14 protein-coding genes and 1 other annotated feature are annotated in these 14,739 nt (G+C 44.1%); of the genes, 6 read left to right on the forward strand and 8 right to left on the reverse strand.

The features are described 5' to 3' along the window. Nucleotides 1-17: 17 nt before the first annotated feature. Together QP794_RS10685 and QP794_RS10690 are read right to left on the reverse strand one after the other, a co-directional pair. Complete coding sequence (locus QP794_RS10685; RefSeq protein WP_285076309.1) at nt 18-713, reverse strand: L-ribulose-5-phosphate 4-epimerase; 696 nt, start codon at nt 711-713, stop codon at nt 18-20. 3 nt (nt 714-716) lie between these two features. Then, complete coding sequence (locus tag QP794_RS10690) at nt 717-2,333, reverse strand: xylulokinase (RefSeq protein ID WP_285076311.1); 1,617 nt, start codon at nt 2,331-2,333, stop codon at nt 717-719. Nucleotides 2,334-2,728: 395 nt separating this feature from the next. Here QP794_RS10690 and QP794_RS10695 point away from each other — a divergent pair, with 395 nt between their 5' ends. Together QP794_RS10695 and QP794_RS10700 are read left to right on the forward strand one after the other, a co-directional pair. Continuing rightward, nucleotides 2,729-3,820: a GntR family transcriptional regulator gene (locus QP794_RS10695; protein WP_285076502.1), complete on the forward strand. Its 1,092-nt coding sequence runs from the start codon at nt 2,729-2,731 to the stop codon at nt 3,818-3,820. A gap of 24 nt (nt 3,821-3,844) precedes the next feature. After that, nucleotides 3,845-3,988, forward strand: a complete 144-nt coding sequence (locus tag QP794_RS10700) for a hypothetical protein (protein WP_285076313.1) — start codon at nt 3,845-3,847, stop codon at nt 3,986-3,988. A 70-nt stretch (nt 3,989-4,058) separates the two neighbouring features. On the opposite strand, the gene QP794_RS10705 is transcribed toward QP794_RS10700, so the two are convergent. After that, entirely contained in the window at nt 4,059-4,703 is a 645-nt protein-coding gene (locus tag QP794_RS10705; RefSeq protein WP_079348339.1) for a nitroreductase family protein, read from the reverse strand. Between the two features lie 115 nt (nt 4,704-4,818). Further along, entirely contained in the window at nt 4,819-5,268 is a 450-nt protein-coding gene (locus tag QP794_RS10710) for an RrF2 family transcriptional regulator (RefSeq protein ID WP_079348341.1), read from the reverse strand. Between the two features lie 313 nt (nt 5,269-5,581). Here QP794_RS10710 and QP794_RS10715 point away from each other — a divergent pair, with 313 nt between their 5' ends. Together QP794_RS10715 and QP794_RS10720 are read left to right on the forward strand one after the other, a co-directional pair. Further along, nucleotides 5,582-7,042 (forward strand): hypothetical protein, encoded by a 1,461-nt coding sequence (locus QP794_RS10715; RefSeq protein WP_285076316.1) that lies wholly within the window; start codon nt 5,582-5,584, stop codon nt 7,040-7,042. 144 nt (nt 7,043-7,186) lie between these two features. Then, nucleotides 7,187-8,044 carry a hypothetical protein gene (locus QP794_RS10720; protein WP_285076318.1) on the forward strand — a complete coding sequence of 286 codons (858 nt, stop codon included), beginning with the start codon at nt 7,187-7,189 and terminating at the stop codon, nt 8,042-8,044. Nucleotides 8,045-8,156: 112 nt separating this feature from the next. Here QP794_RS10720 and QP794_RS10725 read toward each other — a convergent pair whose 3' ends face one another. Both QP794_RS10725 and QP794_RS10730 read right to left on the reverse strand, forming a co-directional pair. Further along, nucleotides 8,157-8,966, reverse strand: a complete 810-nt coding sequence (locus QP794_RS10725; protein WP_285076320.1) for a GNAT family N-acetyltransferase — start codon at nt 8,964-8,966, stop codon at nt 8,157-8,159. 46 nt (nt 8,967-9,012) lie between these two features. Further along, nucleotides 9,013-9,249: a binding site (T-box leader), on the reverse strand. A 159-nt stretch (nt 9,250-9,408) separates the two neighbouring features. After that, nucleotides 9,409-10,626, reverse strand: coding sequence for a sensor histidine kinase (locus QP794_RS10730; protein ID WP_285076321.1), 1,218 nt, complete (start codon nt 10,624-10,626; stop codon nt 9,409-9,411). A gap of 279 nt (nt 10,627-10,905) precedes the next feature. On the opposite strand from QP794_RS10730, the gene QP794_RS10735 reads away from it, so the two are divergent. Both QP794_RS10735 and QP794_RS10740 read left to right on the forward strand, forming a co-directional pair. Beyond that, a complete protein-coding gene (locus QP794_RS10735) occupies nt 10,906-11,292 on the forward strand; it encodes a MerR family transcriptional regulator (protein ID WP_285076323.1) in 387 nt (128 codons plus the stop codon). A 16-nt stretch (nt 11,293-11,308) separates the two neighbouring features. Beyond that, nucleotides 11,309-12,070: an SDR family oxidoreductase gene (locus QP794_RS10740; RefSeq protein ID WP_285076325.1), complete on the forward strand. Its 762-nt coding sequence runs from the start codon at nt 11,309-11,311 to the stop codon at nt 12,068-12,070. Nucleotides 12,071-12,217: 147 nt separating this feature from the next. Here the strand turns inward: QP794_RS10740 and QP794_RS10745 are convergent, their stop codons facing one another. Continuing rightward, entirely contained in the window at nt 12,218-12,748 is a 531-nt protein-coding gene (locus QP794_RS10745) for a GNAT family N-acetyltransferase (protein ID WP_285076326.1), read from the reverse strand. Nucleotides 12,749-12,881: 133 nt separating this feature from the next. Beyond that, on the reverse strand, nt 12,882-14,735 hold the full coding sequence (locus tag QP794_RS10750) for a hypothetical protein (protein ID WP_285076328.1): 1,854 nt from the start codon (nt 14,733-14,735) through the stop codon (nt 12,882-12,884). Between the last annotated feature and the right edge of the window lie 4 nt (nt 14,736-14,739).

Below are 14,739 nucleotides of genomic sequence, written 5' to 3' on the forward strand. Positions count from 1 at the left end.
ACATAAGGTCAGACTAATTACTTCTGCCCGTAGTACGCGTCTTTTCCGTGTTTCCGCAAATAGTGTTTATCCAAAATGCCTTGTGGCAGTTCTTTGGCAAAGTTATTCAATTGCCGTGCATACAGGTTCATTTTGCATACTTCCTCCAGCACGACGCTGTTCACCACCGCCGACTTGGCGTCTTTGCCCCATGTGAACGGTGCATGACCATGAAGCAGGACTGCCGGGATCGCCATCACATCCAGTCCGCGCTGTTCGAACGTCTCGATAATGACATGGCCTGTCTCCGCTTCGTAGCCGCGATCGATCTCTCCCTGGTTCAAGAAACGGGCACAAGGTACGGCACCATAGAACGTGTCTGCATGTGTCGTTCCCATAACGGGTACGTCCAATCCGGCTTGCGCCCAGATAGTCGCCCAAGTGGAATGAGTGTGCACGATACCGCCGATTTCCGGAAAATGTTTGTACAGCACCGCGTGAGTTGCGGTATCCGAGGAGGGTCTCATTTCGCCCTCTACCACATTGCCGTCCAGATCGACCACAACCATGTCGCTTGGTTTCATCTTGTCATAGCTGACACCGCTCGGTTTGATGACAAACAGACCGCTATCCCTATCCATCGCGCTGACATTACCCCATGTGAACTTCACCAGTCCGTGCTTAGGAAGCTCCAGATTCGCCTCATAGACCTCTTCTTTCAGTTGTTCTAACATGTGTTAGTCCCTCCCGTTCTCTACCAGATGATCTACCGCCGCCTGCTCAATCGCGAGGCCCTTCCGATAACGTTCGATAAATGCTTCAAATCCTTTGACATCCGATGCATCCGGTGCAACTTCCTCACCCTCAACATCATGGAAGACCTTCTGCTCAAGGAACACATCCAGGCTCTCCTGCTGATCCTTGTTGATCATGTACGAGGCCAGAAGCGCCATTCCCCATGCACCGCCTTCACCCGCTGTAGACATAACTGACACCGGCACGTTCATCGCTGCAGCTACGATCCGCTGTCCGACAACAGGGGTCTTGAACAGACCTCCATGAGCCAAAATGCTGTCAATTGCCACATGCTCGTTCTTCGTCAAAATGTCCATGCCAAGCTTGAGTGCACCGAAAGCAGTGAATAGATGCGTGCGCATGAAATTCGCCAGATTAAAGTTACTTTCCGGGGAACGGACGAACAAAGGACGGCCTTTTTCGATGCCTGTAATGTTTTCACCCGAGTAATAACCGTAGCTCAGCAAACCGCCACCATCCGGGTCAGCTTCCAACGCCTTATTGAACATCACGCCGAACAACTTGCCGGTATCCACTTCGTAGCCCATCGCCTCTGAAAATTCACGGAACAATCCAAGCCAGGCATTGATGTCGCTGGAGCAGTTATTGGCGTGAACCATGCCCACAGGGCTACCGTCCGGCGTCGTAACCATATCGATCTCAGGATAGACTTTGGATAATTCCTTTTCCAATACGATCATCGCGAACACGGACGTGCCGACGGAGATGTTCCCCGTACGCTTTCTCACGCTATTCGTTGCCACCATGCCCGTTCCGGCATCACCTTCCGGCGGACAGAGCGGAATGCCTGACTGCAAATCATTCGAAGGGTCCAGTAGCTTGGCTCCCGCTTCGGTTAACTCACCAGCGTTCTCACCTGCGAGATACACCTTGGGAAGAAGGTCCTCGACTTTCCACGGATAGCCTTTGTCTGTGATTCGTTCATCGAACTGCTTGATCATGGATGGGTGATAATTATGCGTAGACTCGTCGATTGGGAAAATGCCCGAGGCATCGCCGATACCGATGGCTTTATTACCCGTCAGCAGCAAATGTATGTAGCCAGCCAACGTTGTCAGGTGGTCGATGCGAGGCACATGAGCCTCTTCGTCCAAGATCGCTTGGTACAAGTGGGCGATGCTCCAGCGTTCCGGGATATTGAACTGAAGAAGATCCGTAAGCTCTCTCGCAGCCTTCCCTGTAGTCGCGTTACGCCACGTCCGGAACGGTACCAGCAGTTCTCCCGCACCATCCAATGCGATATATCCATGCATCATAGCGGAAAATCCGATGGAACCTACCGTTTGCAACGTGATTCCGTATTTCCGTTCTACGTCTTGCTTCATTTCACGATACGCGGTCTGAAGACCTGTGATAATATCCTCCTGGTTGTACGTCCAATATCCGTCTTTCAGGAGGTTTTCCCATTCAAAACTGCCTGACGCGATGGTCTCAAAACGTTCGTCGATCAGCACCGCCTTGATCCGCGTCGATCCAAATTCGATGCCTAGTGAAGTGGCTCCCTTGGTAATCGCTTCTTTCATATCCACATGACTCATGATCACGTAGTCCCCTCTCTGACCACAGTAGGTAAAAGTAAAAATAGTTTTGGCTTAGGATGATTGAAATGAATTCATATTCCGGTTTATTGAAAAGAATGCGCTTTCCTTTTCTGACAGCCTTAGTATATTTTTTGTACGTACATTTGTCAATAATTTATAATAGTTATACTTACATTAATTGAAATATACCGTCTAAATGATCTAATTCCTGTACTCAACAGGCTTTGTTGTAAGGTACATATCTCTGTTTTTTAATAGGAGTTGTACGTTTTAATTCAAAAAACCTGCTGTTGCATTTCCATTGCATTCGAATCATGATAAAATATGTACGTACAACTATGAATATGACGATGTTTTTTTATAGATAAGTAACGATGAAAGAAGTGGACTGTGTGAAGCCAAAGTATCAGGTCATCATTGATGATATTAAGAGCAATATCCTGTCGGGGACCTATAGTGTGGGCGAACAAATCCCTACCGAGTCCGCATTGCAGGACAGCTATAACGTGAGTCGCCAGACGGTGCGGAAGGCCATTTTGGAACTATCGAACGAGGGGTTTTTGAGAAGCGGGAAAGGTTCCGGCACCTATGTAAGCAATCTGTATCGATCCAGAACCGGCGGGAACACGATGAAAAAAACAATCGGCGTCATCACGACTTACATCTCCGATTACATCTTCCCCTCCATCATCCGCGGCATTGAAGGCCGATTGAATGAAGATAATTACTCGTTGCTGTTAGCCAGCACGAATAACGACGTTGCCCAAGAGAAAAAAGCGCTCGAAATGATGCTGGCTTACGGCGTCGATGGGCTGATTGTTGAACCGACCAAAAGCAATCTGTACAATCCCAACATTGCTTATTACCTTTCCTTTAAAGAGCAGGACGTTCCGTTCACGATGATCAATGCCTTTTATGAAGAGCTGGAGGTGCCTTTCTTCTGTCTGGATGACGTGCAGTCCAGTTATCTTGCTACCCGGGAGTTGATCGCCAAAGGACACAGCCAGATCGGCATTATCGCGAAAATGGATGACTTGCAAGGGAAGTATCGGATGAAGGGATACATCAAAGCGCTGGGCGAAGCCAAGCTGCGATTTCATCCCGAACAGGTACTTTCGTTCGATACGGCATCGAAGCCGGATCTCTCCACCAATCTGGAGGTGTTCCTGGAGGAAAACAGAGATGCGCTGACATCCCTTGTCTGTTACAACGACGAAGTGGGGCTGGAGGTCGTACATGCATGTAGGAAGCTGGGGATTTCGATCCCGGACGAGTTATCCATTATTGGTCAGGACAATTCGTACATCGCCAAGAACGCCAACATCAAACTTACGACGTTAACCCACCCCCAAGAGCAAATGGGCCGTGATGCAGCGGATTGGGTCATCAAGAAACTGCAAGGCAAAAAGGATCTGCCCACCAACACCTATTACCAACCCGTGCTGGTTGAGGGTGAGACAGTGAAAGAGATTGAGTTGGAATAGTATTGGGAGTGAGGTTTGGTTGACGTGGGTTGGTTGAATTGCGGCATACAAAGGGACATCCCTGCCTGCATCACCCACTATTTGACCGTGGTCGCGATGTTCATGCTTAAATATGAAAAGGCTGCCGTAATGGCAGCCTTTTCATATTTTGCAGATGCCTTGCTTTAGTCATTCTTTTTAGTTAAAAGGGAACTACGCACACCCTCAAGGCGTGACTCTCCCAATGGAGAATCCTCCATTATTTTGTGATGCCATTCCAGAACGTCAGCTCGTCAATCGGCAGTCGAGTGGTCGGATGTCCCGGTTGTGAGGCTTTGCCGATGGAAATGAGAATGGTTGGAACATAACGTTCGGGAATATCGAACGCTTCAATGAATTTATTTTTATCGTATCCAGCCATTGGAACAGTATCATAACCTCGCGCTTTGGCGGCAAGCATGAACTGCATTGATAATAAACCACAGTCAAATATGACGCCATCTTTGATATATTGAGCATCCATGCTTCCCAGCATACCCTTCATATTGGTAACCAATGATTCCTTAATTTCTTTAGTCATATAACCTGCTTCTACAGAAGCATCATAAACGGAGTCAACCTGTTTGATGTATTCCAAGTCCCCCAACACCGCAATAACGGCCGAGGAGTCTACCACCTGCTGTTGGTTGTTCGCGATGGGAAGTAATTGTTCTTTCAGAGCCTGATCATTAAAGACAATGAATTTCCATGGCTGCATATTCGCGCCAGATGGAGCAAGGGCTGCTTCAGTCAGAATATCTTTCAATTCCTGCTCTGACATCTTGAATGCAGGATCGTAATTCCGTACAGAACGTCTTTCCTTCACCACTTCCATAAAGCTTTGCTCTTGTTTTACGCTCTCCATCCCGTTTTGCCTCCCATATATTATACTGTGTATTATTTAACACAGTTAAAGATAAAAAAATATACCACTAACTGTGCTAATATAAGCACAGTATATATGTGGGATAGGGATGTTGTCAATTCTCCATTATCGGACTCATCCTGTTAGCCATGTCGGCTATGGTGTATTTTCGCAGGATTTCCAAAACGCTATCATTGATTTCTTCCGTAATATCGTTGAACATATCATGCATCTGCATACCAAAAGCGTGTTCACCCGTGGAATCCAACATTCCTTCACACAGCGATGCCTCGGTCTGAAGCGACATATATATATCTGCCAGTGTCACCAATTCCGGCGGCTGCTTCATGCGATAACCTCCATCGCGTCCTTCACGAACCTCCAGAATATTCTCTTGAGCGAGTTTGGCTAATATTCGACGTATCAATGTGGCTTCTGAGCATAAATGATCGGCGATATTGTTACTTGGATAGCGGTTAGGACTATCCGACATGAATACAAGGGCCTGCAATGCCAAGCCAAATGCCTTGCTATTGGAGGGACAGGTATGTTTGGCCTTTTTCATCGTACCGGGCTCCCTTCTTCGTTGCGTCCTGTGTGCATTATAGCAAACCCCAAACAGTCGTTCAACACGGCATGGAGGTTTGCAGACTGTAGCTTGCTACTATATAAACCAGAAGGTATACGCCGAAGAGATATAAGAAGGGAACCTTCCAAAACAATCATATCTTCTAATCCTTGGATGGTAGTCTAGTTATATAGCTATTCTATTCAAAGAAAGTTCAAAACATCATATAATAACCACTTAACAAACTATCAAAACTGGTATATTATACAATTGTAGCAAAAATTTATTATATCCAGAGGAGGTTTTAACCTTGAAAAAGACGCTGTCTATGGTTGTCGTCGTAAATCTGCTTTTCAGTTTTGCCTTTGGCTTTCAAGCGTTTGCTGACGATGACATGGCCGAATCGGGAGTTCACCCTGATGCCCATGTCGCAGAACAGGTACTGCAGCCAAGTGAAGAAATCATATCCGAACTTACCAAGGCTGCTTCTGAGCTCGATTCATCCAAACTAAAGAAGCATCGGGTAAAGGCATCTGTCAATTTGGAATCGGCTACCGCGTCTTCAGAATTACAAAAGGGACTCATTTCGGCTCCGCAATCGGTTATCGCTACAGCCACAGCAGAGACTAATACATACACGGGCTACATCCAACAAGAAGGTACCTCCAGCTTTTTATACCCTATCTATGTACAACCGGGAAGCATACTACAGGTACAAATGGATAATCCTGCATCAGCGCAGCTAGATTACGATCTATATCTCTACGAATTTGACATGGCCACTGGTGATTTGAACCCAACTCCAATTGATTATTCCATCTATGGGACGTATCTCAATAACTACGGAAATGGATCCAGAACCTTGTCTGAAAATGTCGGCACGAAAAATAGCACGGCCAGTTCCAAAGCCTATTTAATTGAAGCCTACGGCACAGTTGGAGGCAGCATCAATGAACCATTTACTCTAACTGTCTCAACTAGCTCAACCTATGATGCGTACGAGACGGATGAGAATGCGCTTCATGCTTATCCTTTCACGGTAGCCACTGGTGGCTCTACTCTTTCAAGCCGTTCCATTAATTCAGAGGTCGATCAGGATTGGTATAAGATCACGGTTCCCGAAAGCAGAAATTACGATGCCATGCATATCGATCTGGATCAAGCCTCTGTAGGCAATGGCTATAAAGCGGAATTGTATGGTGCATTGAGCAATAATCGGATGGCACTGGTTCCCTCCACCAATGGCAATATGTCGCTAGGCACGGGCACATATTATTTGCGGGTGTATACAACAAGCAATTATTCGGATAACAACTATTCATTACACCTCCAGCCCGTATTAAGAGCCGATAAAGTCGTGATCACAGGTTATAACTCCAATGGTGGTCCGAATGACTACCCCACATATACTTATGGACGCTACTACCGTATAACAGGAACCAGTTTTACGGTGACTGGCGTTGCCGCGACATCAGATAACTATGCGGTAGCCAATGCAGAAGTAGAAGTCATTTGGGAGAATGATTATTGGACCGAAGGCAGCAACAACAGATATCGGAGTGCAAAGGTTATGACAAACAGCAGCGGTCAATTCACTGCTACCTTATCCCTGCCTCCTTCAACCGGGAGCATAAGTCAATACTTGCCGGGAGCCATAAGCTTCACGCATTATTATGATATTTGTGGTGTGCTGGCGAAGGTAACGAGTCGTCCGAGTACAAATGATACGGATATTGTGTATCACTTTGCCTACAGTATTTACGGAGGTTAATCAGAGCGAGAAAAAGCAATGGGCGATTCCAACATGCCTGTTGCTTTTTTTGTCCAATCATATTAAAAATATGGAATAATATTCCGATAGTATGAAGAGAAGTGAATTCTTGGAATACATCAAACGAATAGGGGTGTTTTTATTATGAAGGTTCAAAGTACGACTCCGTTTGACCTCAATGCCTACATTCAATCGAAACAACGCGCGGATAAGCCGTCCTTAGTCACAGGCACGATACCCGAACTGTCACATAACAACGACACAGTGGAAATCAGTCCGGCTTCCAGACAGTTAGCAGCATCCGATATTGTGAATCATTCCGCTACATATTTTGGAACCGTTCAAATCAATGATTCCTTGAATCGCTTACTCACAGATCAACCCTCGGAGGTGAAGGAAGCTGTCTATGGCATCATTCAATCCAATCTCATTACTAACGTAACCGGGGAAGAGGACAGATCAGCATTGCTGGAATTGGGTCTCACTCAAGCAAAGTATATCGCGGATAACTATATGAAAGGGGATAAAGCGACGGAATTCATGAATACGATTCGTCAAATCGCCGCCATCTCGACAACCAGAACCGTAGATCCTGAGACGAAAGAGATCCATTACGAGACACCGCCTCAGAGACCTGTGGGGGCTCCAGATGATTATATCGATCTAACCTATATGATGAAGAAATTCGAACCGAAAACGCTGGACAAGCTCCAGGACGCGATTGTGAACGGAAAAGACTGGAACAGCATTCTGCAGAGCTTCGCGAAAAATGTATCAACTAACCAGGACTGGTTGAAGGAATACCAAGAGGACGTAGCCAAATCAACCGTAAATATCGCTCGGGAGAACAGATTCGAAAACGCCTCTACTACCAGCTTGTCTGAGTTTGTCGAGGATATCAAGAACATGATCGCCCATGCTGGATTAGAAAATAGCGATTTTCTGACAGACAATATAGAAGCATTTAAGCGAACTTTGGCAATCCCGAAATCCAATGGGTAATAGATAAGATTTACCAAAACTCCTGATCGGCATGCCACTGAGAGTCAAAACAAAAATACTATATATGCCTAAATTGACTCTCAGTGAAGTCATGCTCTAAATCGCTTTTCTCCTATTTGAATTTAATGTCAGCCACTTGACCAGTTTCAATAAAACCTATATTTTGATAAACCTTATTCGCATCAGGATTCTTCAAATCTGCATAAAGCATCGGATCTAACCCCTTTGATTTAAGGATAGAACATAATTCTGCCACAACTGCACTAGCATATCCTTTCTTACGAAAGGCATACGGCGTATACACTGCATTAATTCTTGCATGTCTTGGAGAACGATGTGCAATATTAGCCATGGATACAGGGTGTCCATCTACTAGCCAGAGATACAAATTACCTGTCTCTATGATCGACTCCGCTGCTTGAATTTGACTAGATGGCTCAACCTTGACTCCATAAGCTCCTTCCGAGAAACCAGCTAAAAATTCAGCAACCGTCTCCAAATGATGTCTAGTAGCTAGGTGCAAATTACCTTCTACATGAACTGGCTTCCTTACCTCTGAACAAACGTAGGATTCCATCATCATATAAGGAACGTATTGGAGCCCATTAGACTCTGAATATACGTCAGCAAAGTGATCAACAGTCGTTCGGTCACCTGATATACCAGGAAGCTCCGTTCCCTTGATAACTTCTAAAAGTTCTTGCAGGAGCTTGTTCTTTTCCTCAGCTGCAAGTTCCTTGGAAATCCATAACCAAGCGTTGTGCCCTTCTGACTGGGCAAAGATCATTGTTTCATTAGATGCTTTTAGGCAGGTTGAACGCTCTGACTCGCAAATACGATGAATAAGATTGTACTGGACTTCGTCAGCCATAAACATATTCTGACGCAGTACTCGATCTTTTACACCAAACTTTTGCCACATACCCATTCCTCCTCGATCATTAAAAAAACACAAAAAACTCCATCCCATTAGGGACGGAGTCTATTCCGCGTTACCACCCTGATTGGTGTATGAATGAATACACCCTCTCTGTCATCGTCCAACAACGATGCTTCTATATAACGGTAGAATACCGGGCCCGTCTACTATTATTTCGAAGGCCTGCTCTGAGGTGATTTTGGATTCGGATACCTACTGCCTCGCACCAACCGCCAGTTCTCTGAATGGTTTATCCGCATCTACTTGTCCTCTTCGTAGCATTTAATTACAAAGTAATTAGATACACTATATTGGTAAAGGGATATTATGTCAATTATTTCAAGTCCTAATACCGCAATTCTCCATCATATTAGCTTGGTTATGAAGAAGCATATCCTTACATGGAGGCTATCCTTGCAAGCCCCAATGCGGATCTGAAATGGCTTCACTCCCCATCCGTCGCCAGGAAGCGAATCGTAACGGTTGTTCCCACACCTTTCACACTCTCATAATTAATTTCCCCGTCATATTTTTCTACAATATTAAAACAAATCATTAATCCTAGTCCCGTTCCATTACTTTTTAATGAATAAAACGGCGTCCCCAGCGACTTCACCTCATCCTCTGACATCCCGTTCCCTTCATCAATGATCCTGATCTCGATATAATGATGATTTCTTTTGGCAATCACAGTCACAGGTTTTCCCATATTTGAAGCTTCCAAAGCATTTTTAATTAAATTCATCAGCAACTGCTTAAACTCAATGGGATTAATAAAAATGAAGCAATCCTCCTCTGCCTCGATATCCATCTGGTTGTCAGATAACATCGCATAGGAACGGACCAGACCTGTTACGCTCTGTAGAGCATCTTTCACATCCACTTTTTCCGGCTTCTGATCTTTATTAGGTTTGGAGAGGGTTAGAAATTGGGAGGTAATCTGTTCAACGGTATTTAGCTCATCAATCATTAATTTGAACTTGTTTTTGATTGGATCATCAAATGCAGGATCTTCTCTGTATAGCTGCAAAAAACCTCGAACAACGGTGACTGGATTTCTAATCTCATGCGCTACAGCTGCCGTCAAATGGGCTATCATCTTTAGACGCTCCGATTGTTGTAATTGCTCATGATAGAGCTGCTGCTTTTTCATACGACTAAAGGATAGATGGAAGATGAGAAATAATAATACCTGGCTAGCAATAATATTAATGACGTTGCCTAAGATATCATGATGTAAGTATGAATATACATTCCCTTGATCAATCAGAATGATATAACCAAACGTAATCAATATTAAAAATCCATTCACAATGATGGAGAAATAGAACAATTTTAATTCAAAAAACAGAATGGCAAGAGAAGGAATCAGACAAATAAGGATATAGGTAGTCCATGTCTCTGGATATAAGAAAAACAGGGTATAGAAATAAGCAAAGCCAAATAAAATGATGACCTTTCTGAAAAAATAGGTTTCATGCTTGGGGTAAATCAACAAACAAACCGCTAGAATGGCCACACATGAAAAATGGATCACATACCCCAAGGTAATCCCGTTTAATTCTGTCGTCGATAGTATTAATCCGGCTAGCATAAGAGCAATGAGCGTTAACATGGAAATATAATAGGTTTTTCGGTTGACCTGACTGTACAATTCTTTCATCCACTCACCACTTTAAATTAATGTCGACACTTTCGGTGTGTATGTACCCTTTTCATTGCTATATTTAAAGGCATCCAAGTGGATGCCCTTACCTATAATAGCATTGTATTTCATTTAAGTAGCTATACAATATGAAAATCTGATAATAAAAGAGTCCCTTTACCCGTGAGACTGATCCAATCCAAAAAATAAATGATTTTACCTTATTGACTTAAACCATGGTTTAAGTCGTATGCTATACCTGTCGACAGAGTTAACATCCATTTGGAGGTCTCCACCATGAAGTATTTTTCCATTAGTGAAGCTTCAGCCAAATTGAATATTCCAGATTCAACATTACGTTTTTATGAGAAAAAGGGACTTCTGCCCATGATTGAGCGTGATGATGCTGGCAGACGATTATTTTCAGAAGATCAGATGGCTTTATTGGAAACCCTTGTTCGCTTAAAAAACACGCATATGCCCATTAATCAAATTAAGCAATATATGGACTGGATCATAGAAGGGAATTGTACGCTTGAGGCCAGGCTTGAAATGATGCAAAACCACAAGCAAGCGGTGCTGGATGAAATTTCATTAATGCAGGAATCCCTAAAGGGAATTGATTTTAAAATTAATCGTTATACCCATCAGATACAGGAAAGAAACGAAGAAAAAGAAACCTAAGAGGAGCGAAACCATAATGAAACTTTCAGGAAATACAGTACTCATTACCGGCGGAAGTGCTGGCATTGGATTAGCGTTTGCAGAGCGCTTCTTAAAAGCCGGGAATACAGTCATTGTTACTGGACGACGCGAAGCTGCACTTCAACATGCAAAAGAAACATACCCGGACCTTATTACGTATGTGAATGATCTGAATATTGAATCTGAGCGTGTGGCATTATTTGATTGGGTAACCGCGAACTATCCGGAAGTAAATGTATTAGTCAATAACGCCGGAATTCAACAGCGGTTTAATGTACTCAAGTCAGATTCGAAGAACGATTGGAGTTACTTCAATAAAGAAATTACAACGAATATTGAGGCACCTTTGCATCTATCCATGCTGTTCGCTCCTTATCTTGCAGCCAAAGAAGAGGCCACGATCATTAATGTCACTTCTGGTTTAGCTTTTACGCCTTTTGCGATTGCTCCGATATATTCAGCTACCAAGGCGGCCCTTCACTCCTTTACAATCAGCCTGAGACACCAGCTTTCGGATACGTCTGTAGAGGTCATTGAAGTTGCTCCTCCGGCAGTAAGTACAGATCTGGGTGGAGCAGGGCTGCATACGCATGGAGAACCTTTGGATGCCTTCGCAGACGGAATTTTCAAGGGATTAGAAGAGGGGCACAAGGAAATTGGATACGGTACCTCTGTTGATCGCTTACGCATGTCTCGGGATGAAATCGACAAGTATGCAGAGCAGATGTATAACACAACGAAAAATCTAATTGATTAACTCGCTGACGAGCCACGTCTGGCTAAATCAATATCGATATCGCTGTATATTGACAAAAAGACCATTCCAACTATGGAATGGCCTTTTTGAATAAGTTCTTATATAAAACTCATCTAGCCCTTTTCTTATACCAATTGGAACATGACATCAATCTGATATTAACTTTGAATACATATGGAGATCGTTAAAAGTCCCTTCTACACGTTCATATTCTCTAAGTGTTCCTTCAAATGTGAAAAAGAGCTTTTCTAAGAGCTTTATTGAACTCACATTTTCGGGATCAACCTTGGCTTTGACTCGGTTCAGTTTTAAAGATGAGAATGCGTGATCCACCAAAGAAGAGACCGCCTCTGAAGCATATCCTCTTCCCCAAGATGATTTAGCAAGATCATATCCAATTTCTGCTTTAAAGTTGTCAAAGTCCAAAGCATTATAACCGCATGAACCTATAATTTCGTTGGACTCTTTTTTAATTATGGTGAAACGAATAGCCTTACGATCCCGAGAAAGATCATCCAGAAGGTTGATCATATCTTTCGCTTGCTCTACGTCAGTAAAACAACGAACATTCATAAATTTAGTAACATCCGGATCAGACCAAACCGTAAACAAGCTCGGAGAATCCGATACCTTCATTTTTCTCAAATGTAAACGTTCTGTGTGTAACTCTGTAATCAATACTTTTTCCTCCCATTAGATTTAATAGTTAGGTTTAAAATATTGATATCTGCGCATAGTTCAGTCCCTTCATTTCCAGGCTAGTTACATTATACATAAGCCATGAACCGAATCAAAGTCCACTGAAATGATCTCAAGTTAGCGTAAGAACGATCTTTTCCCCGGATCGGATAATTTTGTAGATCCCTTCCTGCATGTCAACGCCATAGTGCTTTTTCAGCAACCACTTTGCGTTACGATCCGTCTCCACAACAACCAGATAGTCGTAACCGCTCAGAAGATTGTCCATATTATCCTCATAGAACAATACGATTCCGTCCACATGCGGAGCATACAAGAAATACTTCCCGACATATTGCATGTAATAATTCGTGACCTGCTGGTCCCTGTCCGAGGCGTAGAACAGATATCTGTTGTTGTCCTCCTGACCCCCTTTATACCAGCGATCACCGGTTACTGCATGGATCTTATAAGGGAGTGTCGTGTCGTAGGTTTTGGCAATCGAGACGATCCCATTGTATTCCGATAAAAGGATGGTCGCCGCAATCGCCATACAGCCGATAATTCCTTTTTGATAATGACCCTTCGTCTCGACCGTCTTGAAGGCTTGATAATCAGGCACTTCACCAATCCGATAGTGGAAAGAACGCTCCAGGTCAATCGCAGCGCACAGCACCAGTCCACCCGCGAACAGTACCACGATACTCGACGCATAACGTTCAAAACCGGCCAACCTGATGGCCTCATCCAGCGGCATGGAGAAGAGATACAACGCCAGAATCCCTGCATAATACAGCAACAATACGACATCCAGCGCAATCAGTGCTTTCCACAAATTCCATTTCTTCTTAAGCACTACATAGGCAAATACCGAAGCCGCAATTGCTACAAGCTGGAAAATGACAATACCGATGACCGGCCGTGTCGTAATATCCGTACTCGATTTTATGAACAGCCACAGAATCTCATGCATCTGCTCTGCCGTTTTGCCGGATTGAATCCCGGAAGCAGCAACATCGAACTTGTTATCTACCCCTTGGAATACGGTCGCCATTCGCCAGCTCCAGCCGAAGTAAGGAATCAGCACCCCGCAGATCGTTCCCACCACAGCGAGTACATTTTTCCAACCGGACTTTTGTCCTTGAGTCAGCCATGTGTACACCAGGAAGATCAGGCCGACGGCCGCAAAAATAATACCGGTGCTTTTGATGATTGTCAGCAAACCCGCAAGCGGAAGAACGACAATACATGCTCGCTTGATATTATGACGATACTGGTAGACCACTGCCAGGATGGCCAGCGCATAGATAGGGAGCAAGAAATCGACGAGTAGGTTGGTGATCCGAATCGTAAGGTTGAAGAAGGACAGTGTAGATAACCCGAGTCCGAGAAACGCGTACAGCAGAAAACGTTTCTTCTCGGAAACGATGCCGAACATGGCGTAAAAACAGGAAAAGATCAGCAGACCTTGTGCCAGAAGCATCACGGACTGGGAATGTCCCATAAAGCGACAGACATAATAAATAAATGACGAGGTCCCTAGCGGATAATTTTTAAAATCAATCAGATTCGAATCCGGTGTCGGAAAAGCATCGGTGCTGAGCATCTGCTTCAAGACAATCGCCCAATGGGAAAAATTATCGTAGTGCGTCAATTGGTTCTGGAAGAGTACCAGCAAGAAAATAAAAGTCCCTGCCAAAAATGAAAATTGGAATAAGGAAAAAGAAATGCGAAAGGATGCCCCTCGGCGCATTCCGAGAAACACCATTCTTCCATACAATAGTAATCCGACGAGAAGCAGGACAAGGCTGCCAACGTAGAGCTGCCCTACCAAGCCGCTAAGAAAGACAATACATGCTATGGAGGAAAACACAAATACAGGGATGAACTCCCAACGTATAGATAGTATCTTTCGCACAAACTGCATGTAACCAATAAAGGAGAATATCAATAAAACTCCCATCACAAGTTGAAGCATATACAGCATCTCT

The sequence above is a fragment of the Paenibacillus sp. UMB7766-LJ446 genome, assembly GCF_030226665.1.
Classification (GTDB): domain Bacteria; phylum Bacillota; class Bacilli; order Paenibacillales; family Paenibacillaceae; genus Paenibacillus; species Paenibacillus vandeheii.

What these genes read in the sequence shown, in the direction of transcription:
- QP794_RS10685 (WP_285076309.1), bottom strand. Translation starts at nt 713, where the DNA reads ATGTTAGAACAACTGAAAGAAGAGGTCTATGAGGCGAATCTGGAGCTT.
- QP794_RS10690 (WP_285076311.1), bottom strand. Translation starts at nt 2,333, where the DNA reads ATGAGTCATGTGGATATGAAAGAAGCGATTACCAAGGGAGCCACTTCA.
- QP794_RS10705 (WP_079348339.1), bottom strand. Translation starts at nt 4,703, where the DNA reads ATGGAGAGCGTAAAACAAGAGCAAAGCTTTATGGAAGTGGTGAAGGAA.
- QP794_RS10710 (WP_079348341.1), bottom strand. Translation starts at nt 5,268, where the DNA reads ATGAAAAAGGCCAAACATACCTGTCCCTCCAATAGCAAGGCATTTGGC.
- QP794_RS10720 (WP_285076318.1), top strand. Translation starts at nt 7,187, where the DNA reads ATGAAGGTTCAAAGTACGACTCCGTTTGACCTCAATGCCTACATTCAA.
- QP794_RS10725 (WP_285076320.1), bottom strand. Translation starts at nt 8,966, where the DNA reads ATGTGGCAAAAGTTTGGTGTAAAAGATCGAGTACTGCGTCAGAATATG.
- QP794_RS10730 (WP_285076321.1), bottom strand. Translation starts at nt 10,626, where the DNA reads ATGAAAGAATTGTACAGTCAGGTCAACCGAAAAACCTATTATATTTCC.
- QP794_RS10735 (WP_285076323.1), top strand. Translation starts at nt 10,906, where the DNA reads ATGAAGTATTTTTCCATTAGTGAAGCTTCAGCCAAATTGAATATTCCA.
- QP794_RS10740 (WP_285076325.1), top strand. Translation starts at nt 11,309, where the DNA reads ATGAAACTTTCAGGAAATACAGTACTCATTACCGGCGGAAGTGCTGGC.
- QP794_RS10750 (WP_285076328.1), bottom strand. Translation starts at nt 14,735, where the DNA reads ATGCTGTATATGCTTCAACTTGTGATGGGAGTTTTATTGATATTCTCC.